Genomic DNA, 19,650 nt, shown 5'->3' on the forward strand with positions numbered 1-19,650 from the left:
GCTCCCTCGAATCTCATCCACTCTCCTCATCCACTCTCCGGGAAGTCGCCAACGTGTCGCTCACGATCGGAATCGTCGGTCTGCCGAATGTCGGCAAGTCGACCCTGTTCAACGCCCTGACCAAGAACGACGTGCTGGCGGCCAACTACCCGTTCGCCACCATCGAGCCGAATGTGGGCGTGGTCGGCGTCCCGGACGCCCGCCTGACGAAGCTGGCCGAGATCTTCGGCTCCCAGCGCGTCCTCCCCGCCACGGTCGACTTCGTCGACATCGCGGGCATCGTGCGGGGCGCGAGCGAGGGCGAGGGCCTGGGCAACAAGTTCCTGGCGAACATCCGCGAGTCCGACGCCATCTGCCAGGTCATCCGCGCCTTCGAGGACGAGAACGTCGTCCACGTCGACGGCAAGGTCTCCCCGAAGAACGACATCGAGACGATCAACACCGAGCTGATCCTGGCGGACCTCCAGACGATCGAGAAGGTGCTCCCGCGGCTGCAGAAGGAGTCGCGTATCAAGAAGGACCTGGCGGCCAAGGTCAAGGCGGTCGAGGAGGCCCAGGCGATCCTGGAGGACGGCCGCACCCTCTTCTCGGCGGGCATCAGGCAGGGCACGGAGCCGGCAGAGCCCCTCCACGACCTCCACCTCCTGACGGTCAAGCCCTTCCTCTACGTCTTCAACGTCGACGAGGACGAGCTGACGGACGAGACCTTCAAGAACGAGCAGCGCGCCCTGGTCGCCCCGGCGGAGGCCATCTTCCTCAACGCCAAGCTGGAGGCCGACCTGGCGGAGCTGGAGGAGGACGAGGCCCTGGAGCTGCTCCAGTCGGTGGGCCAGGAGGAGCCCGGCCTGGCCACGCTGGCCCGCGTCGGCTTCGACACCCTGGGCCTGCAGACCTACCTCACCGCCGGCCCGAAGGAAGCCCGCGCCTGGACCATCAGCAAGGGCGCCACGGCACCCGAGGCGGCGGGCGTCATCCACACGGACTTCCAGAAGGGCTTCATCAAGGCCGAGGTCATCTCGTACGAGGACCTGGTCGCCGCGGGCTCGGTGGCGGATGTGCGGGCGGCGGGGAAGGCGCGCATGGAGGGGAAGGATTACGTGATGCAGGACGGGGATGTGGTGGAGTTCCGGTTCAATGTGTAGTGGCTGACGGGGGGATCCGTCTGCGCGCCCTTCAGTCCAGGTCGGACATGTCGAGTACGAAGCGGTAGCGGACGTCGTTGCGGCGGAGGCGGTCGAGGGCCGTGTTCACCTGTGCTGACGGGAGCACTTCGACATCGGCGGAGATGCTCTTGTCGGCGCAGAATTGGAGCATCTCGGCTGTCGCCGCGCGGCCGCCGCTGCCCGCGGAGCTGAGCTTCTTGCGGCCGATGAGCAGGTCTGTGGTCTCGACGGTGACCGGGCCCAGGTGCCCTAGGAGGCTGAGGGTGCCGTCCAGCGCCACCAGCTTCAGGTACGGGGCGAGGGCGTGCGGGGCGGAGATGGTGTCGAGGACGACGTCGAAGGTGTCGCGGGCCGTGGCCATGTGCTGGGTGTCGGTGGAGTCGATGAGGTCGTGAGCGCCGAGCCTGCGGGCGTCGGCACGCTTGCCCGGGGTGCGGCTGATGACGGTCGTGGTGGCGCCGAGTGCCGCGGCCATCTTGACGGCGAGGTGGCCCAGGCCGCCGAGCCCGGCCACGGCGACGCGGCTGCCGGGGCCCACGCCGAGGTGGCGCAAGGGTTCCCAGACGGTGACGCCGGCGCACATCAGCGGGGCGGCCGCGGCCGGGTCGAGGCCGGCGGGGAGCGGGTAGGCGAATGTGTCGCGTACGACGTACTCACGGGAGTAGCCGCCCAGGGTGGTCGACCCGTCCTGCCGGTCGGTGCCGCCGTAGGTCAGAGTCGGGAAGGAGTGGCAGAAATTCTCCTGTCCGGCTTCGCACATGGGGCACTCGCCGCAGGAGTCGACGATGTTGCCCACCGCGACGCGGTCGCCGACTGAGAAGGCGGTCACCTCTCGTCCGATGCCGGTCACCACGCCGGTGAATTCGTGGCCGGGCACCACGGGCGCTTCCGTCAAGGCGTGCAGGTCGCTGTGGCACACGCCGCAATAGTCGACCCGCACCGCGATGTCATCCGGGCGTAGGTCGCGGCGCTCCAGTGACGTGCGCCGCAGTGCCGTCGTCGGGCCGGACGCCTGCCATCCGGTGGTGATTCGCATGCTCACTCCTTCTCACTCCTTCTAAACAGACTGTTCGGTCTGTCCCGGAGTCTAAGCACGTCCGTACGGCAAGGCAAACCAACTGTTCTGTTTGGTAAGCTGCCGGCATGCCGGAACAGCCCCAGACCGCGCGCGGCGCCGCGACCTACCAGCGCATCCTGGACGCCGCCACCGAAGAGTTCGCCCAGCACGGCATCGCCGGGGCGCGCATCGAGCGCATCGTGAAGGCAGCGCGCACCAACAAGGCGCAGCTCTACGCCTACTTCGGAGACAAAGAACGGCTCTTCGACGCGATCTTCCTCGGCTCGCTTGAGCGCATCACCAACGTCGTGCCCATCGACGCCGACGATCTCGCGGACTGGGCCGTCCGTCTCTACGACGAATACCTGCGCCGCCCCGACCTCATCCGACTGGCGACCTGGACCCGACTGGAGCGCCGGCCTGCGGGGCACCTCGTCGAGACCCACCAGCACTACGACGACCGCAAACTCGCGGCCATCGCCGAGGCCCAGGCCGCCGGGAGGGTCCGCGCAGGTGACCCGTTCGACATCATGGCCATGGTCATCGCCATGTCCATGGCCTGGTCGCCGGTCAGCAACGTATACGCGGCCAGCAGCCAAGAACCTGATGACGTACACGACCAGCGCCGCACCCTGCTCCGCGACGTCGTCCAGAGCGCCACCGCGGGGACCGGCACGTGCCGGCCTGTCTGAAATAGGACCGAACCGCCTCGGGAGCCGGCTCCGAACGGAGGGAGTGCAGCAGCCGAAGGCGAGGTCGTATCGTGCCCACTCCTGAGCCCCTCCTGGTCGTGGTCGGGGCCAATCCGGTCGTGGCCGAGGCTGCTGCCGCGCTTCCGGTGAATGTGCTGCATATGCAGGAGCCAGGCGCTTCGGGGCTCGGTCGGCGGGCGTGGTCGGGACCCGGCACCCGCACCGCGTACTTCGTCGACTTCCAGGACCCGGCCACGCTGTTCGCCTTCACCCGCCGCGTGCTGCGGCCGCTCGATGTCATGGCCGTGGTCTCGCTGACCGAGCTCGGGCTGGAACCCGCCGCCGTTACGGCGGCGCGGCTCGGTGTCGCGGGGACGGCGCTTGATGCCGTCCGGGCCACCCGGGACAAGCTGCGGATGCGGCAGATCCTTGAGCGCCATGCGCCCCACCTCAATCCGCCGTTCGCCTCGGGCGCGGACCGGCGCGCCGTGGCCCGGCTGTTCGACGGCGGGGCGCAGGTGATCGCGAAGCCGGTGGACGGCGTCGGCAGCCAGTCCGTGACGCTCCTTTCCTCCCTCGTCGGCTTCCCGCCGGGCCGCCTGGGCCCGGCCACCCTGTTCGAAGGCTTCGTCGCCGGTACGGAGTTCAGCGTCGAGGTGCTCTCCCGGCACGGGCGGCACTCCGTGACCGGGATCGCCGAGAAGCGGACGACCGCCGGCTTCGTCGAGCTCAGCCACACGATGCCGGCGCCGTCGCTGGACCCGGCGGGCGAGCAGCTCGTCCGGGCGGCGGTCGTGGAGCTGCTCGACGTCCTCGGCGTCACCGACGGGCCGAGCCACACCGAGGTCAAGCTGGACGGCGGCAAGGTGACCGTCATCGAGACCCACACCCGGTTGGGCGGGGACGGGATCGCGGATCTGGTGCGGCTGACCACCGGGGTCGACTGGCGGCGGGTGGCCGTTGGCTGGCCCCTGGACGCCGAGCTGCCGAAGCCGACGGCAGCGGCGGGGACCCTGGCCGCGGCCACCGTGTTCATCACCGCACCGCCCGGCCGGGTGACCCGGGTCGCCGCGCAGCCGGAACTGGCCGCCGGAGCCATCGTGCAATGGGACGTCGCGGTGCGGCCGGGAGACACCGTCGCACCCCTGAGCTCCTCCGCGAACCGGCTCGGTCACGCCACCGTCATCGCGGCGGACGCCGCAGCCTGCCGTGCGGCCGTCGAAGAACTCATCGCCCTCCGGATCGTCACCACACAATAGAGAGGAAAGTGCCTTGGCTTCCGCTGGAAACTTACCCATCGCCTATGACTTCCATGGTGACACGCCCTTCACCACACCCTTCCGCTCGCTCCGCCCCGAGGACATCCACATCTACCTCGACCTCGACACCAAGGTCGGAAAGAATACGTGCGGGCAGAAGTGCACGCACTGCTGGTTCGTGAACTACGAAAAGGTCTACGACAAGTCGTTTTCGATGGAGGAGGGTCCGTTACTGCTCTCCGGCCTGCAGTCCCGCGGATACCAGGTCTATCCGCGGTACGTCGACAGCTTCGCGTACGACGGCGCCTTCATGCGCCTGTACGGACCCGCCCACAACCGGGAGTTCCGGCAGGAGGAGGACCACACGCCGACCGAGACGATGGCCAATGGGGACGCCTGGACGAGCGGTCGGCCGCTGCTCGCGGACAACTACGTCGAGCTCCTCGACCTGGCTCGCGAGAGCGGTTACGGCACGATCTCCATCACCTATCACGGCGTGATCGACGAGAACCTCGCGGTGATCGACGACGGCAGCTATCCCATCAAGGGGGTGTTCTCCGGCGCGAACACCGAGGAGGTCCTGCGGCGGATCGAGGAATACAACCAGAATCACCCGGGGCAGCCGTTCCGCGTGAATATAGGGGTCACCATAGGCCGCCACAACAACGGGCGGGAGGCGCTGCTCCGCTACGCGCAGTACTTCAGCAAGCTGGGCGTGGAGACGGTCCGGTTCAATAACTTCGCCGACCATGGCGGCCGGCATCCTGACCTCCAGCTGGAGCGCGTGGAGATCGAGCAGGCCTATCGGGACTTCAAGTGGCTGCACGAGAATGTGCGGTTCGACTTCCAGCTCGGCGTCAGCGAGGACTTCGGCACCTTCGGCGTCAAGGTCATGGAGTTCCCCGGGGAGGTCGGCTGGTGCCGGGCCGGGCGGCAGCTGTTCGCGGCCATCCCCGGCGAGGTCAGGACCCTTGAGGAGTCGGCCGACGGGCTCCGGGAGCGGATCGGTGACGTCGTCGGCTGCGTCAACACCTTCGAGCCGCACCTCGGCATCCTCACCCGTACGACCTCGGCGGACGGCCAGGACGTGACGTACGACCTGGAGTTCGACCACGAGGCGATCGAGGCGTTCACGGCGAAGCGGCTCGCGGGCACGTACAAGAACGGCTGCTTCGCCCGCGAGCTCTCGGAGGAGCTGGGGCTGGTCGCCCGGGTTCCCGAGCGGCGCCGGCTGCCCATCGTCGAGACCGCGCGCTGAGGGAGTTCATGAGCTCATCCATGGGCAGTGTGGTCATCTTCGCCAAGACTCCGCACCACAGAACCCCCTACGACCAGTGGCTCGCGGGATCCGGGATCGAACCGCTGATCCTGACGACCCGGGATTACGAGGAGGGCTACCGCCGCCATTTGCCGCACGCGCACGTCTACGGATTCGACGATTACGACGTCAACCAGCTCGTCGAGAAGACGGCGCTGCGGCTGGCCCGCGCGCACGGCGCCCGAGCGGTCTTCGCCCGCGCCGAGGCCGACGTGCTGCGGGCGGCCCAGCTGCGGGACCTCCTCGACCTGCCCGGCCAGCGGGCGGAGAGCGCCCTGGCCTTTCGCGACAAGGTGCTGATGAAGGACCATCTGGCCGCTGTCCACGCGCCGGGCCCGGTGGGCCTGCCCGCCTACCGGCTCCTCGACTCCGCCTACACGGCGGTCGAGTTCGCCGAGGCGCACGGCTATCCCGTAGTGATCAAACCGGTGTCGGAGTCCGGCTCGCTGGGGGCCCGGATCATCCACAGCGAGCGGGAATTGGACCGCTATCTGGCCAGTCCATGGCGGGGGGCCAGTGAGATCGAGTCCTTCGTGCCCGGCCAGATGTACCACGTCGACGGCCTCGTGCTGCACGGGCAGCTGGTCCTCGCCCACCCCTACCGCTATCTCAACGACTGCCTGTCGTTCCGCAGCAATGACTGGGTGGCCAATATCCCGCTGTCGCCCCAGGACCCGCGGTACCGGCCGCTGGTCGACGCGGCGGCAGCGGTGCTGGGGACCCTCCCGACCCCGGCCAACACCGCGTTCCACTGCGAACTGTGGATCACGCCCGAGGACCGGGTGGTGTTCTGCGAGATCGCGAGCCGTACCGGCGGCGGCGTGATGGGCTCGGTGGTCCGGCACTCGTTCGGCGTCGACCCCGACAAGGAGTGGCTGTACGCCGAGTGCGGCCTGCCGCCGTCCGTCACGGACCACCGCTATACGCCGGTGGGCGGCCTCTGCATCCCGCCGTCGAACGGCACGCTGATCAGTCTGCCCGAGGGGGGCGAGCCGGAGTGTGTGCGCGAGGCGTCGCTGACCGGCCGGGTCGGCGAGGTGTTCCAGGGTGGGGTGAAATCGGGGCTGTACCTGGCCGGTTACGTCGTCGACGGCGCCACTGAGGACGATGTCGAGGCGAATGTCGAGAAGGTGGCCGCCTGGTTCGCCGGTGCGACCGGGTGGCGGCGGTGAACCGGCGGGCCTTCGCCGCCCTCCCGCGGAGCCTGAAGTCCCTGATCGTGCTCTCCTTCGTCGTGGCGCTCGGCAGCTACATGGTCACGCCTTTTCTGGGCGTGCTCATGGTCAAGTGGGCCGGCTTCGACATCCGGCTCGCCGGGGGGCTGGTGGCGGCGGCCACCTTCATCCAGTTCGCCGGCAGCATCGCCGGCGGCTGGGTGGTCGCACGGATCGGGCTCAAGCGGACGATGGTCGGTGCGCTCCTGCTGCGCACCACGGGTCTGCTCCTGCTCGGCCTGGCGGACCGGCTGCCCGCCATCGCCTATCCGGCCGTGCTGCTGGTGGCCGCGGGGCCCGCGCTCTACCTCCCCGCGAACAAGGCCTACATCGTCGCTTCCGTGCCGGACGAGAAACGGCCGCTGTTCCTCGGCGTCAGCTCCGCCGCGCTCAACGCCGGGATGGGCCTCGGCCCGCTGCTCGCCGCGCTGTTGCTGGAGAGCGACCCGCTGATGATGCTGTGCACGGTGGCCGCGCTGTTCGCGGTGATCACCGTCGCGCACCAGGTCACCCTGCGCCCCCGTCCGCTCGACCGGACCTCCGCCGACCTGACCGCAGCCGAGCGGAGTGCTCCGTCCCGTACGGGCGCCTCGGTCAGGCAGCTGCGCGGCGCGCTGCAGCCCATGGTCTTCACGGTCCTGGCCTTCTATCTGTACTTCTTCTTCCAGAGCTTCATCGGCCTGTACGCCGCGGAGACCTCGGCCCTGCGATCCCTCGGCTGGGTCCTGCTGGTCAACTGCGCCATCGTGGTGCTGCTCCAGCCACCGCTCTCCGGGCTGATCGCCCGCGCGGGCTACCGCCGCCTGCTGTCCGGCTCCTTCGCCCTCATGGGAGCCGGAGCTGCGGCGATGTCGGCAGGACACCTGGCGGCCCTCCTGGCCGGCACCGTCCTGTTCTCCCTCGGTGAGGTCTTCCTCTTCCTGCGCAGCGACCTGGAGCTGCTGGAGCGGCTGCCCGACAGCCCCGCCTTCGCCTTCGGCGTCCAGCGGCTGACCGCCGGTGTGGGCGGCATGCTGGCGGGAGTCGTCGGCGGGTTCGTCTTCGCGCAGAGCAAGGCCGCGGACCGGCTGGGATGGTTCTGGCTGGCGGTGGCGCTGCAGTGTGCGCTGGCCGCCCTGGGGGCGCTGGTGTTCGGCGGCCGCGGACCGGCGGGTCCCGTACGGCAGGGGCAGGCCGCCGGAGTCGGGGTGGCGCGGTGAGGGAGCAGCACGGTTACGTCAATCCGCCGGTGCACCGCGCCTCGACGGTCCTGTACGAGAGCCTGGCGCAACTGGAGGCCTCCCAGGCCGACCCGCTCAAGCGCAACATGCCCGTCTACGGACGCTTCGGCACCCCGACCACCCGCGCCTTCGAGGAGGCGCTGGCGGAGCTCGAAGGCGGCTGGGCGGCCGTGGCCACCTGCTCGGGCCTGGCCGCCGCCACGACGGCGATCCTGGCTTTCGTACGAAGCGGGGACCACGTTCTTGTGCCTGACTCCGCCTACCAGCCCACGAGAAGGTTCTGCGAGTCCCTGGCCGCGTTCGATGTGGTGGCCGAGCCGTATCCCCCCACCATCGGTGCGGATATCGAAGGTCTGCTCCGGCCGGAGACCCGCCTGGTCTGCCTCGAATCCCCGGGCTCCCTCACCTTCGAGATCCAGGACCTCCCGGCGATCACCCGCGTCTGCCGGTCCCGCGGCATCGTCACGATCGTCGACAACACCTGGGCCACACCGGTCTTCCTCCAGCCGTTCAGCCTGGGCGCGGACGTGGTGGTGCACTCCGCCACCAAGTATCTGACCGGGCATGCCGACAGCGTTCTCGGCGCCATCGTGTGCACCGAGGAGACCTTCGCCGCCGTCCGTAGCTCCGCGATCAGGCTGGGGCAGTGCGCCGGCGCGGACGACACCTACCTGGGCCTGAGAGGCCTGCGCACCTTGGCCGTACGGATGCGGGCGCACCACGATCAGGCGCTCGAACTCGCCCGCTGGCTGCGCGAACAGCCACCAGTGGCGCGGGTGCTCCACCCCGGCCTGCCCGGCGCCCCCGGCCATGAACTGTGGCGCCGCGACTTCACCGGCGCGGCCGGGCTGTTCGGAGTCGAGCTGGACCGCGGCTTCGGCAAACCCGCGACGGAAGCCATGCTCGCGCGGCTGCGGCTGTTCGGGATCGGCCACAGCTACGGCGGCTTCGAGAGCCTGATCGTCCCCGCCGACCCGGCCGGGCACCGGCTGCCGGGCACGTGGTCGGGCCAGGGGCCGCTGCTGCGTATCCACGCGGGCTTCGAGGATCTCGACGAGCTGAAGGCGGACCTGGATGCGGGGCTGCGTGCCATAAGTCCGGGGAGATCGGGCTAGGTCGTGCGCGACCTCCGGTACTCCTCCACCACCAGGTCGGTCAGCTCGGCCACCGAGGTCTCCGAGGTGTGCTTGTCGAAGGTGATTTCGCCGTGCTGGAGGAGGTTGACGCGGTCGCAGACCTCGAAGACCTGGGCGTAGTTGTGGGCGATGATGATGACGGAAACCTCGCCGCGGGATTTGAGGTCGTTGACCAGGTCGAGGATCAGGGCGCCCTCCTTGGCGCCCATCGCCGCCAGGGGCTCGTCCAGGAGGAGGATCCGCGCCTCCGAGTAGACCGAGCGGGCCACGGCGATCGCCTGGCGCTGACCGCCGGAGAGCTTCGCCACTTCGACATCCACCGACGGGATGTTCACGCCCATCGCGTCCAGGTGCCGCTGGGCTGCCTTGCGCATGGCGCGGTTGTGGAGAAGGCGGGTGCGGTGGATCTTCTCCCGGTTCAGGAACATGTTGTGGTAGACGGTCAGCTCATTCACCAGCGCCAGGTCCTGATACACCGCGTCAATGCCCAGCGAGCGGGCGTGGTCCACCGACTTGAGCGTCACCTCCTCGCCGTCCAGGAGGATGCGGCCGGAGTCGGGACGGTGGAAGCCGCAGAGGATCTTCAACAGGGTGGATTTTCCGGCGCCGTTGTCGCCGACCAGCGCGAGCACCTCGCCCCGGTGCAGGCGCAGGTTCACGTCCCGTAGCGCCGTCACCGCACCGAAGCCCTTCGCCATGTGTTCTACGGAGAGGGCCGGTGGCGGGTCCGGCGTCGTCAGCGTCATCGTCTCCCCGCCCTTCGCAGCCTCGACAGATACACGTTGAGCACCATCGACAGGATGATCGCCGCGCCCAGGATGATGTTGAACGGATTGGCGTTGATGCCGATCAGGTTGAAGCCGTTGCGCAGCTCCGCCAGCACCAGCGCCCCCAGCAGCGCCCCCACCACCGTTCCCGAGCCGCCCGCCAGCGCCGTACCGCCGATCACCGCCGCCGAGACCGCCGCAAACATCGGCGCCGCGCCATCCGCACCCGCCGACGTCGGGTCGATCGAATCGACGCGGAAGGCCTCGAGGATCCCGGCGAAGGCCCCAAGCGCGCTCGTGGCCATGAAGTTCCCCGTCTTGATACGGCCGGTCTTGATGCCCGCCTCACTCGCCCCGAGCGGATTGCCGCCGGTGGCCACCGTGTGCAGGCCCCAGCGCGAGCGGGTGAGCACCACGTGGAAGAAGGCGACGATGATCAGGCACCAGATCAGCTCCGCCCAGTCCGACTGCCCGAACCAGCCCCGTATCCCGTGCGCCGCCTCCGGGATCTGCGCGGGGTAGGCGTGCGACGTGGTCAGCATGATGCCGAGGACGAGGAAGAGCATGCCCAGCGTCGCGACGAAGGACGGCACCTTCAGCACGACCACCACAAAGCCGTTGACCAGCCCGATCGCGGCCCCGGCCAGCACCGAGCCGATGATCGCGACCAGGGGATACACCCCGTAATAGTCGACCATGTAGTGCATCAGGAACGGCGACAGCGCGAAGACGGCGCCCACCGACAGGTCGATCTCGCCGCTCACCAGCAGCAGCACCATCCCCGCCGCGATGATCGCGTACGGGGCGGTCTGCTGGGAGAGGTTGACCAGGTTGTTGCGGGCCAGGAAGTCCGAGTTGTTGGACCAGAAGTACAGCAGCAGGCCCACCGCGACGATCAGGATGGTGGCCTCGCGGCGGATGACGAAGGCCTCGAAGGCGAGGCGGAGCGGGCCGTGCTGCCGTATCGGCGGGGTGCCGGCCGCCGCTACGGGCGGCTCCCCGCCGATGGTCTCCCGGGTCGCGCTCTCGCTCATGCGTGCCCGATGGCGCCGGAGCGCTTGAGGAGCTGCTGCTTGGTGCTGGATCCCTCGAATCGCGTCTTGGTCTTCAGATACGGGTCGACGTTGTCCTTGGTCACGAAGAGCAGGCCGGTGTCGGTGATGCTCGGCATCACCAGGCCGCCGGACAGCTTGTACGTCCACAGGTAGAGGACCGTCAGGAAGCCCTGGAGGTAGGGCTGCTGGTCGATGGTGAAGTCGAGGTCGCCCGCCTTGATGGCGGTGAGGGTGTTCGGGTTCAGGTCGAAGCCGCCCGCGACCACGCCCTTCTTCTTGAGGCCGTATTTCTTGACGACCTTGCCGATGCTCTCCGTCGAGCCCGCGTCGACCGCGAACATGCCCTTGAGGTCCTTGTGCCCCTGGGCGTACGCATCGATGGTCGACAGCTCCTTCGGAAGCTCGGCGCCGCTGGCGACCGACTTGAAGTCGATGGACTTGCCGGAGGCCTTGATGGCGTCGGTGGCGCCGTCGATGCGCGGCTGGATGTTGAGCGCGCCGGGGGTGGCGATGAAGCCGACCGCGTCGCCGCCGTCCGGCATCACGGAGGCGATGCGCTTGCCGAGTTGGACGCCGGATTCGTAGAGGTCCTGGCCGATGTAGCAGAGCCGGTTGGTGCCCGGATTCCCCTTCGCGCCATCGGCGTTGTACGAGACCGTCGGGATGCCGGCGTCCAGGGCCTTGTCGACGGGCGACTTGAAGGCGTTCTTGTCGACGACCGCGACCGCGATGCCGTCGGCCTTCGCGGAGACGGCCGAGGACATGGCGCTGACCATCTCCGGGACGCTGGAGTCCTTCGAGCCCGTCCACTGGTACGAGGCGCCGAGGAGCGCGCAGGCGTCGGCGGCGCCGTACTGGGTGGGGGTGAAGAAGGGATTCGTGGTGACGTGATTGACGAATACGAACCGCCACTTCGGCGTCTTCGGGAAATCCCCGACGCCGCCGCCCGATTTCTCGTCGTCGCTCTTGTTGCTGGACGAACAGGCGGAGAGCAAGGCCGCGGCGGCCGCTGAGGCGCTCATCATTCCGGCGCCGGTGAGCAGCCGCCGTCTGGCCAGACCGTTCAGGCCGAGGGTGTCTACGGCCTCTTCCACCTGCGGATCGATCTTCTTCATGACCACTCCGGCGTGCTTGGCCACCCACGCTGTCCGATATTTCGGACATCGTTCGGCAGGTTTGGTGGACCTGAACGTAAGGCTGGCCTGATGGGCCGTCAAGACACTGAATTGGCTACGGCTCAGCCCCTATTCAGGCTTCCGCCGTCTGCCCCACCGCGCCTACGTCCGCGGCCTCCGGATAGTGCCGGCGCAGCACGGAGAGCCCGATCGCCGCCCGCCGTACCCGCTCCCGGGCGGTCGCCACGGCCACGTCGGCGAGGTGCGCGCCGGACGGATACAGCGACGGCGCGTTCCGTACCGTGAACTTGAGGTGCACGGGAGCCGCCACCCGCACGAGTGCCGGGATCTCGTAGTAGCGGACCACGCCGCCGAAGTCGTCGGCGCCCTCCACGTAGACATCGAGCGGTACGTCGACGGCGCCGCGGATCGCCGCCATCTGGGCGAGGGTGAGGTCGACCGGCAGATTGATCGTGGTGACCCCGAGGTCCTCCAGGACCCGGGCGGCCGCCGGGTTGGCGGTCGGCATCGATATCGACGCCTTGATCTCCAGGTCCTGCGGCAGGTCCCCGGACTTCCGTAATCGGCCGAGGACCCACAGCTGCCCGATGTCGGCCACGAGCACGCTGCGCACGCCGAGTTCGCAGCCGCGGATGACGTCCTCGATCCCGTACGCGAGCTGGTCGGCGCCGCGCAGCACCGCCGCCGCGCCGCCGCCCGCGGCCGACGCCGCCTGCACGCCGATGTCCCAGCCGCCGCGCGGCCCGACGAAGAGGCACACCTCGACCTGGCGGCGGCGGCCGAGCGCCACCATCTCCCCGATCTCCGCGTCGGAGAGCAGCATCATGCCGCTGCCCTGACTGATGCGGTGTACGCGCACGCTCAGCCGCTCGGCCTCCTCCAGCACCGCCTGGAACGGCCCCGGTCCTTCGACCGACGGGATCTCCACCCGGAACTGCGCGCCATCCGCGAACCGCTTCCCCGAGTCGGGTAACTCCCCGAGATCCCGCTCCGGCAGCCCGAGCGCGGACAGCGACTGCCGGGCCTTCTCCATGCCGTCCATCTGGGCCTTCTTTCGTTCGACATGTCGAACTTTGTTCGACATTGACGAGTTTGGACGGTAGGCAGCGAATGACGGCCCGTCAACGTGCGGAGAAGAGGGAAGCGGTGGTGGTGGCGGCCAGTGGGCGGCCGTCACCACCACCGGGACTATCCATTGCGCTTTACGGGCCGTCCACCACGATCCGGCCGCTGAACGGGGTGTCTGCCGCGGCGCCGCTGCCGTAGTTGGCCTCGACCTCCGCCTTTTCCTCCGCGTTCGGCTGGGGGTTGGTGCAGTCCACGCCCGCCGTGGAGCCGGACATCAGCGATGAGCAGGGGCCCGGCTTCATGTCCGGCAGGCCCAGGCTGTGGCCCATTTCGTGGGAGGCGATGCGGGTGGTGTCGTAGCCCTCGTTCACCGCCTGGCGGCCGAACCACACCGTGGCCTGCCCGCCCGGGCGTACGGGGCCGAGCTCGGCGCGCGGCCAGCCGTCGTCGGCGACGATCTTGATTTCCGCCTGCTCGCCCGAACCGGCCTTCTCCAGCTGGACGTTCTCGAGGTTGTCATTCCACACCTTGACGCCCGCGGCCACCGCGTCCTTGAACTCCGCGGCCTGGCTGTCGTCGTAATGCAGCACGGTCGGGGCGGCGGGGGCGGGTGCGGCTTCCGGTGCGGTTTCAGGTGCGGCGGTGGCGGTCGCCGTGAGGGTGAGCGCGGCGACAGCGGTGGCTATGCCGAGTCCTAGCTTGCGCAGCATGGGGGGTGCCCTCCTGTGGTCTGAAGTCCGTGTGTTCCGAGGGTTACTGCGGATGGCCCTGATGACTTGTGGGTCAGAGCCGGAGCGAGTGTACGGTCGCGACTCGACGTCCACCAGACCGTGAGGAGCAGCCCTCCGTGGCCGACGACCCGACGCAGCGTTCCGGCGGTGGGCCGCCCAAGCCCGCGGATGTGGCGTTCGCGCGCCGACTGCGCAAGGACTTCCAGCGCATCGAGATGGAGTACGAGTTCGCCGTCGACGAGGTGCTGACCAAGGTGTCGATCCTGCGCCGGGAGTTTCTGCACCTGCACCGGTACAACCCGATCGAGCACGTCGGCTCCCGGGTCAAGTCGCCGGAGAGCATCCTGCGGAAGGTGGCACGGCTCGGCATCGAGCCCACGCCCGAGGCGATCCGGGCGGGCATCCAGGACATCGCCGGGGTGCGCGTCACGTGCAGCTTCATCGCCGATACGTACCGGGTCATGGAGGCGCTGACCTCACAGACGGACGTGCGCGTACTCAAGGTCAAGGACTACATCGCCGCCCCGAAGCCCAACGGCTACAAGAGCCTGCACGCGCTCATCGAGATCCCGGTGTTCCTCAGCACCGGCCCCGTCCCCGTAACGGTCGAGGTGCAGGTCCGGACGATCGCCATGGACTTCTGGGCCAGCCTGGAACACAAGATCTACTACAAGTACGACGGCCACGTCCCACCCGGCCTGGTCGCCAGCCTCACCGAGGCCGCCCACCTCGCCGAACAGCTCGACCAGCGCATGGAGGAGCTGCACACGGAGGTGCGCGGCGCCGAGAGCGAGCGCGCCGAGGACGACGCACCCGACCAGGACGAGCAGCTCCTGATGCGCCTGTGGGACACCGTCCGCGCGGACGCCGGCGGCGAGGGGCGCGCCGGTAGGTGAGGGTGGCGTGGAGTAATCGCGGGGCGTCCCCTGTTGTCACGCTTACAGCAGCCATGACAGAGGGACGGACGTCGATGAGCCTCCGACAGTACGAGTACGCGCTCGCCGTAGCCGCCGAAGGCTCGGTCACCGCGGCCGCCGAGGTGCTGCGGGTGGCGCAGCCGTCCGTATCGCAGCAGATCCGCGGGCTCGAGCGGGAGCTCGGGGTGCAGCTCTTCGCCCGTACGCCCAGCGGGCTGGTGCCCACTGTGGTCGGGCGGGCCTTCCTGCGGGAGGCCGAGGTCGCGGTGAGTGCGGCGCGGCGGGCGCGGGCGACGGCGCGGGCTGGGGCCGACGAGCTGGTGGGTGAGCTGGTGGTCGCGGTGCAGATGGGCTTCGGCACGCGGCAGCTGCCGGGGGCGCTGGCGGCGTTGCGGCGGCGTTCGCCGCGTCTTGAGGTCACCGTCTTCGAGGAGCCGAGCTCCGCCGAGCTGGAGCAGCTGGGGCGCCGCGGCGTGCTGGACCTCGCCCTGATGGCGGCGTGCGAGCAGAGCCCGGCCGACGCCCATCACCTGGGCGACGAGGAGTTCGTCGTGGTGCTGGGCGCCGGGCATCCGCTGCTCGCCGCGGAGCGGGTCGGGCTGCGGGAGCTGGCGGGGGAGCCGTGGGTGCGGTTCGACCGCGACAGTGCGCTCGACGCCGTACTGCAGAGCGTGCTGCGGGCGGGCGACCTGACCCCCGCCACGGCCGCGCGGGTGTCCCAGACGGCGACGGCGGCGCGGTGGGCGGCGCAGGGGATCGGGGTCACGCTGGTGCCGGCGTCCGCGGTGCCGCACGGCTATGAGGATTTCGTACGGCCGGTGACGCCGGCGGTGTCCCAGCCCGTCATTGCGGTGCTGCGGCAGGCCGCTGGTCCGGCGGAGAGCGCGCTGCTCGAATTCCTGCGGCAGGAGAATTGGTCCGCCGCCGAGTCTCCTGCCTTTGCCTGAATTAATTCAGCCCCGCGGGAATTCGCCGCCATCCACCACCAGATTGCTCCCGGTCAGCCACCCCGCCCGGTCCGACATGAGGAACAGCACCGCGTCGGCGATGTCGCCCGGCAGGCCGTCCCGGCCCAGCGGCGGGCTGGTGACGTCCTGGCCGGGGCCCGAGTTCAGGCGCGCCCACTGCTCCCGGGTGGCTTCGCCGCCGGGGGTGGCGGTGCGGCCGGGAGACACGGTGTTGACCCGGACCCCGAACGGGGCCAACTCCGCCGCCAGCCCCCGGCTGTAGTTCTCCAGCGCCGCCTTCGCCGCCGTGTAGTGCAGGAACGGCGGCGCGGAGGTGGGGACCGCGGCCGACGAGACGTGCACGATGACCCCCGAGCGCCGCTCCCGCAGCTCCGGTGCCAGCAGCGCGTCGAGCCGCACCGAGGCGAGGAAGTTCAGGTCGAGCGCGTCCTGCCAGACGTCGTCGGTGATGGCCAGCGCGCCCGGGTACGGACCCGCCCCACCCGCGTTGTGGACCAGCAGGTCCACGCCGCCGAGCGTCTCCCGCGCGGCGGCGGCGATCGCTTCGGCACCGGCCCGGGTCCGTACATCCGCCGCGACGAAGGCGGCACCATCCGGGACCGTGCCCGTCGCCGACCGGGCGGTGGTGAGCACCTCGGAGCCCGCGTCGAGGAGCCGGCGCACTATGGCCGCGCCGATTCCGCGGGAGCCGCCCGTGATCAAGGCGCGCTTTCCAGCGAGTTCTTGCATTCTGCCGGTCCTTTCCCTTACGTATCCGTCGAGCTGTTTCACGGTACGTATGGGAATTCGGTAGGGGCAAAGACGAAAATGCAGCAGCTGCTATAGGGAGTCCCTATTCGGCTGAGGCCGAAGGAGGTTGACGGCCGAGCCCGCGCCCCCACTACCCTCCGGCCGCAACACCAGGGGGAATCGGGGGGACATCACTCATGGCTCGACGCGCGCGTACGCGCAGCCAGGCGGCCACGGCGATCGCGATGCTGTGCGCGCTGCTGGCGGGCGGTGCCTGCACCGGCGGCGGAGGCGGGGAGGAGGGCCCGGACCGGCCCACGCAGCCGAAGGCGCTGAAGAAGGTGTGGGAGAGGCGCGTCGCGTCGGAGGACGACGGCGGGATCGTGCTGGTCGGGCGCGGCGTCCTCGGCGTGGAGGACGACGGTGACCTGCTCGGATACGACTCGCATACGGGCAAGAAGCGGTGGACGTTTGAGCTGCCCAAGGGGACGAGCGGCGTCTGCGTAACGTCGGGGAAGCCCAGCGAGGGCGGGCTCGTCGGGATGCTCTTCGACGCCGAGGGGAAGGGCGGATGCACGTACGCCGGTGTGGTGGACCTTGAGGACGGCAAGGTCAAGTGGGCGAAGCGGGTCGGCAATGCGGGTGAATACACGGAGTGGAGCGTCAGCCTCGGCGACGAGGCCCTCACCGTCACCCTCGACTGCTACAGCGTGCAGCAATTCCGCCCGCGGGACGGCAAGTCGCTGGGCACCCGGCTCAAGAGCAGCGAGGCGTGCGTGGACCAGGTGGACCACAACGGCACCCATCTCGCCATCCGCGAGGCCTCGCGGGGGACCGCCGCCGACGACGGCGCCCCCGACCACTTGGTGCTGTACGAGGGAGCGGGCGCCAAGCCCGTATGGCGCACGGAGGCGGACCGGGCCGACGGCGACGATCTGCACGGCATCGTCTCCGACGACCCGCTGGTCCTGGACGTCAGCCGGGAGGGCCACCGGGTCATGCAGACGTACGACGGCGACGGCAAGCCCGTGCACACCATCGGCAAGGAGCTGACGTACTCGTCCGCTGCGGGCCAGGGAGATGCGAGCCAGGGGGCCGCCGGCAGCCGCGGGACCGTCGGCCCGTTCATCAAGGGGAACACGCTGGTCATGGGTTATGCGCGAGACCCCGCGCTGTACGCGTACGACCTGCGCACCGGGAAGGTGCGGTGGCAGCAGCGTCAGGACGAGGCGACAGTGCTCGGGGTCTGGAAGGACAAGCTGCTGGCCGCGCGGGAGGTGAAGGGAGCGAAGCCGGGGCGGACGGTGTCGTGGCTGATGACGTACGGGCTGCGGGACGGCAAGGAGCGCATCATCGGCCGGATTCCGGACGCTCGGGTGCAGACGATGTTCGCGGCCTGGGACGACGACCGGATCTACCTCCGCCGCCCGGAGCCGTCGGGCAAGGTGAGCGTCGTCGCGTATCCGCTGCCGCGCTCGGGCGGCGACAGCCGGAAGTACGACGCCGAGACGATACGGCAGTGGGACGGGACCAAAACCAAGAAGCGCGGCTGGCGCAAGGGCGACCTGCGTCCTGATGCGGTCGCCAACGCCTGCGAGGCCGTCTCGCCCACGGCGCGGAAGGCGATGCTCGTCTACCGCAAGAAGCTGCCGCCGCCCGAAGGCTGCGCCTGGGTGGAGCGGTTCGCGCCCGATGGCGCGGACCGGGAGCTGGACGTGACGGTCACCGCGCACCAGCCAGGCGGGGACAAGGATCCCGACACCGTGCCGTCACCGGGCAGTTCGCGCAAGCTGACGCCTGCGGTCGCGGTGGCGAAGAAGGCGTTCCGGGCCACCGGGACCGGGAAAGGGAAGGTCAAGATTGAGCGCGACGCCGGCAAGATCCTCGCCGACGCGCACCCGCTGACGGGCCTGGGTGACGAGGCGAAGTCGAATGCGTACGGCACGGTGGAGGACGGTATATCCCGCGCCGACATCCTGGTTCGCTACCGCAATGTGACCGTGCGGGTGAAGGCAATGACGGAGGCGTCGTTGGACTACCGGCGGGGTGAAGTGCCGCCGCAGCACCGCGTGGAGGCGGCGGCGCGGGTGGCGGCGGCCGATGTGCTGGAGCGGCTCGGCGCCGATGTGCCCGCGGCCGCGCGGCGGCTCGCGGAGCCGGTCGGGGGTGAGATCGATGAGGTCAAGTCCGTCTGTTCTCGGCTGCGTTCGGAGAGTGCCGCGCTGGTGCCGGGGATCAAGGCGCTGGACACCACGTCCAAGGGCGGGGCCGACGGCCGGGTCAGCGGCTGCGTCTGGGAGTCGGATGCGGACGGGGCGCCGAGCCTGACCGTACGGGTGAAGGCGGTGCCGGACTCGCCGCTGACCGGGGAGAGCGCGGAGAAGCAGGCCAAGGACGAGATCGCCTCGACGGACGGCGAGAAGCTCTCCGGCTTCGGCGACGAGGCCCGCCTCGACACCTTCACCTTCGAGCACACCGGGGAGAAGAGCCGGCACCACACGCTGACCGTCCGCCAGGGCAACCTGCTTCTGTACGTCGACCACAAGCGCTGGCACCACCCGTCCAAGTCCCAGCTCGACGCGGACGTACGGCGGGTGGCGCGGCGGGTGCTGAGCGCGTACTAGCTCAGCCCGCCGCGGACCGGCGGCGCGGCAGGCTGAGCTGTGCGGCCAGCACCGCGGCCGCGGCGACCAGCGCCCACAGCGTCCACGGCGCGAAGGCGTACGCGGCGCCGCCGAGGAGCGGGCCGGTGCCGGTGCCGATCGTGTACGCGGCGCCGTACAGGCCCTGGTAGCGGCCGGTCAGGTGCGGGGGAGTCAGGCTGCCCAGGTAGGCCATGGAGACGGAGCTGGTCAGCATCTCGCCGAGGGTCCAGATCAGGACCGTGGTCGCCAGCAGGGGCAAGTCGGTCACCAGGCCGGTCAGGGCGAGGCCCGCGCCGATGAGGAGGTTGCCGATGGCCAGGACGCGTTCCGGGCGGTAGCGGGCGATCGCGGCGGTGGTGGGGAGCTCCAGGGTCAGGACCAGCAGGCCGTTGAGGCCGATGAGGAGGCCGAAGTCGCGTTCGGTCAGGCCTGCGCCGCTGACGTGGAGGGGGAGGCCGACGGTGGACTGGATGTAGACGAATTCGGCGGCCACGGTCATGAGGAGGAAACGGAGGAGGGCGCGGTCGGTGAGCGCCTGCCGGTAGCCGGGCGGGCGGGGCGGCGCGGCCCCCTGC

At 69.8% G+C, this 19,650-nt stretch carries 18 protein-coding genes; 10 read left to right on the top strand and 8 right to left on the bottom strand.

Annotated elements, in window-relative coordinates:
• Positions 1-53: 53 nt before the first annotated feature.
• Complete coding sequence (gene ychF, locus ACNNMR_RS28330) at positions 54-1,142, top strand: redox-regulated ATPase YchF (protein ID WP_419997505.1); 1,089 nt, start codon at positions 54-56, stop codon at positions 1,140-1,142.
• A gap of 31 nt (positions 1,143-1,173) precedes the next feature.
• On the opposite strand, the gene ACNNMR_RS28335 is transcribed toward ychF, so the two are convergent.
• Positions 1,174-2,199 carry an NAD(P)-dependent alcohol dehydrogenase gene (locus ACNNMR_RS28335; protein ID WP_419997506.1) on the bottom strand — a complete coding sequence of 342 codons (1,026 nt, stop codon included), beginning with the start codon at positions 2,197-2,199 and terminating at the stop codon, positions 1,174-1,176.
• Positions 2,200-2,306: 107 nt separating this feature from the next.
• On the opposite strand from ACNNMR_RS28335, the gene ACNNMR_RS28340 reads away from it, so the two are divergent.
• The 6 genes from ACNNMR_RS28340 to metC all read left to right on the top strand — a co-directional run bounded on the left by ACNNMR_RS28340 (position 2,307) and on the right by metC (position 9,038).
• Positions 2,307-2,912: a TetR family transcriptional regulator gene (locus ACNNMR_RS28340; protein ID WP_419997507.1), complete on the top strand. Its 606-nt coding sequence runs from the start codon at positions 2,307-2,309 to the stop codon at positions 2,910-2,912.
• Positions 2,913-2,983: 71 nt separating this feature from the next.
• Positions 2,984-4,171 (top strand): ATP-grasp domain-containing protein, encoded by a 1,188-nt coding sequence (locus ACNNMR_RS28345; protein ID WP_419997508.1) that lies wholly within the window; start codon positions 2,984-2,986, stop codon positions 4,169-4,171.
• 13 nt (positions 4,172-4,184) lie between these two features.
• Positions 4,185-5,429 (top strand): radical SAM protein, encoded by a 1,245-nt coding sequence (locus ACNNMR_RS28350; protein ID WP_419997509.1) that lies wholly within the window; start codon positions 4,185-4,187, stop codon positions 5,427-5,429.
• Between the two features lie 8 nt (positions 5,430-5,437).
• Positions 5,438-6,661, top strand: a complete 1,224-nt coding sequence (locus tag ACNNMR_RS28355; protein WP_419997510.1) for an ATP-grasp domain-containing protein — start codon at positions 5,438-5,440, stop codon at positions 6,659-6,661.
• On the top strand, positions 6,658-7,902 hold the full coding sequence (locus ACNNMR_RS28360) for an MFS transporter (RefSeq protein ID WP_419997511.1): 1,245 nt from the start codon (positions 6,658-6,660) through the stop codon (positions 7,900-7,902). The genes ACNNMR_RS28355 and ACNNMR_RS28360 overlap by 4 nt, the downstream gene beginning before the upstream one ends.
• The gene (gene metC, locus ACNNMR_RS28365; RefSeq protein WP_419997512.1) at positions 7,899-9,038 is read left to right on the top strand and encodes a cystathionine beta-lyase; all 1,140 of its coding nucleotides are present in this window, start codon (positions 7,899-7,901) and stop codon (positions 9,036-9,038) included. Before ACNNMR_RS28360 ends, metC begins: the two co-directional genes overlap by 4 nt.
• Here the strand turns inward: metC and ACNNMR_RS28370 are convergent.
• From ACNNMR_RS28370 to ACNNMR_RS28390, 5 genes are all read right to left on the bottom strand, one after another.
• Positions 9,035-9,805: an ATP-binding cassette domain-containing protein gene (locus tag ACNNMR_RS28370; RefSeq protein WP_419997513.1), complete on the bottom strand. Its 771-nt coding sequence runs from the start codon at positions 9,803-9,805 to the stop codon at positions 9,035-9,037. The genes metC and ACNNMR_RS28370 overlap by 4 nt on opposite strands.
• Positions 9,802-10,860 (bottom strand): ABC transporter permease, encoded by a 1,059-nt coding sequence (locus tag ACNNMR_RS28375; RefSeq protein WP_419997514.1) that lies wholly within the window; start codon positions 10,858-10,860, stop codon positions 9,802-9,804. The genes ACNNMR_RS28370 and ACNNMR_RS28375 overlap by 4 nt, the downstream gene beginning before the upstream one ends.
• Positions 10,857-11,996, bottom strand: a complete 1,140-nt coding sequence (locus ACNNMR_RS28380) for a sugar ABC transporter substrate-binding protein (protein ID WP_419997515.1) — start codon at positions 11,994-11,996, stop codon at positions 10,857-10,859. Before ACNNMR_RS28380 ends, ACNNMR_RS28375 begins: the two co-directional genes overlap by 4 nt.
• 133 nt (positions 11,997-12,129) lie before the next feature.
• Entirely contained in the window at positions 12,130-13,059 is a 930-nt protein-coding gene (locus tag ACNNMR_RS28385; RefSeq protein ID WP_419997516.1) for a U32 family peptidase, read from the bottom strand.
• Between the two features lie 160 nt (positions 13,060-13,219).
• Entirely contained in the window at positions 13,220-13,795 is a 576-nt protein-coding gene (locus ACNNMR_RS28390; protein WP_419997517.1) for a snapalysin family zinc-dependent metalloprotease, read from the bottom strand.
• Positions 13,796-13,932: 137 nt separating this feature from the next.
• Here ACNNMR_RS28390 and ACNNMR_RS28395 point away from each other — a divergent pair, with 137 nt between their 5' ends.
• Both ACNNMR_RS28395 and ACNNMR_RS28400 read left to right on the top strand, forming a co-directional pair.
• On the top strand, positions 13,933-14,712 hold the full coding sequence (locus ACNNMR_RS28395; RefSeq protein ID WP_419997518.1) for a GTP pyrophosphokinase: 780 nt from the start codon (positions 13,933-13,935) through the stop codon (positions 14,710-14,712).
• Positions 14,713-14,786: 74 nt separating this feature from the next.
• On the top strand, positions 14,787-15,680 hold the full coding sequence (locus ACNNMR_RS28400; protein WP_419997519.1) for a LysR family transcriptional regulator: 894 nt from the start codon (positions 14,787-14,789) through the stop codon (positions 15,678-15,680).
• A gap of 6 nt (positions 15,681-15,686) precedes the next feature.
• Here ACNNMR_RS28400 and ACNNMR_RS28405 read toward each other — a convergent pair whose 3' ends face one another.
• Positions 15,687-16,430, bottom strand: coding sequence for an oxidoreductase (locus tag ACNNMR_RS28405; RefSeq protein ID WP_419997520.1), 744 nt, complete (start codon positions 16,428-16,430; stop codon positions 15,687-15,689).
• A gap of 197 nt (positions 16,431-16,627) precedes the next feature.
• Between ACNNMR_RS28405 and ACNNMR_RS28410 the strand changes: the two genes are divergently transcribed.
• Positions 16,628-19,054: a PQQ-binding-like beta-propeller repeat protein gene (locus ACNNMR_RS28410; RefSeq protein ID WP_419997521.1), complete on the top strand. Its 2,427-nt coding sequence runs from the start codon at positions 16,628-16,630 to the stop codon at positions 19,052-19,054.
• A 1-nt stretch (position 19,055) separates the two neighbouring features.
• Here ACNNMR_RS28410 and ACNNMR_RS28415 read toward each other — a convergent pair whose 3' ends face one another.
• A complete protein-coding gene (locus ACNNMR_RS28415) occupies positions 19,056-19,574 on the bottom strand; it encodes an MFS transporter (protein WP_419997522.1) in 519 nt (172 codons plus the stop codon).
• Positions 19,575-19,650: the final 76 nt, after the last annotated feature.

The organism is Streptomyces boninensis (assembly GCF_048572725.1).
Lineage (GTDB): Bacteria > Actinomycetota > Actinomycetes > Streptomycetales > Streptomycetaceae > Streptomyces > Streptomyces boninensis.

Excerpts from the sequence above, each read along its gene's own strand:
- ACNNMR_RS28390 (WP_419997517.1), bottom strand. The coding sequence starts at position 13,795 with ATGCTGCGCAAGCTAGGACTCGGCATAGCCACCGCTGTCGCCGCGCTC.
- ACNNMR_RS28355 (WP_419997510.1), top strand. The coding sequence starts at position 5,438 with ATGAGCTCATCCATGGGCAGTGTGGTCATCTTCGCCAAGACTCCGCAC.
- ACNNMR_RS28370 (WP_419997513.1), bottom strand. The coding sequence starts at position 9,805 with ATGACGCTGACGACGCCGGACCCGCCACCGGCCCTCTCCGTAGAACAC.
- ACNNMR_RS28410 (WP_419997521.1), top strand. The coding sequence starts at position 16,628 with ATGGCTCGACGCGCGCGTACGCGCAGCCAGGCGGCCACGGCGATCGCG.
- ACNNMR_RS28405 (WP_419997520.1), bottom strand. The coding sequence starts at position 16,430 with ATGCAAGAACTCGCTGGAAAGCGCGCCTTGATCACGGGCGGCTCCCGC.
- ACNNMR_RS28385 (WP_419997516.1), bottom strand. The coding sequence starts at position 13,059 with ATGGACGGCATGGAGAAGGCCCGGCAGTCGCTGTCCGCGCTCGGGCTG.
- ACNNMR_RS28380 (WP_419997515.1), bottom strand. The coding sequence starts at position 11,996 with ATGAAGAAGATCGATCCGCAGGTGGAAGAGGCCGTAGACACCCTCGGC.
- ACNNMR_RS28415 (WP_419997522.1), bottom strand. The coding sequence starts at position 19,574 with ATGACCGTGGCCGCCGAATTCGTCTACATCCAGTCCACCGTCGGCCTC.
- ACNNMR_RS28375 (WP_419997514.1), bottom strand. The coding sequence starts at position 10,860 with ATGAGCGAGAGCGCGACCCGGGAGACCATCGGCGGGGAGCCGCCCGTA.
- ACNNMR_RS28335 (WP_419997506.1), bottom strand. The coding sequence starts at position 2,199 with ATGCGAATCACCACCGGATGGCAGGCGTCCGGCCCGACGACGGCACTG.
- ACNNMR_RS28340 (WP_419997507.1), top strand. The coding sequence starts at position 2,307 with ATGCCGGAACAGCCCCAGACCGCGCGCGGCGCCGCGACCTACCAGCGC.
- ACNNMR_RS28400 (WP_419997519.1), top strand. The coding sequence starts at position 14,787 with ATGAGCCTCCGACAGTACGAGTACGCGCTCGCCGTAGCCGCCGAAGGC.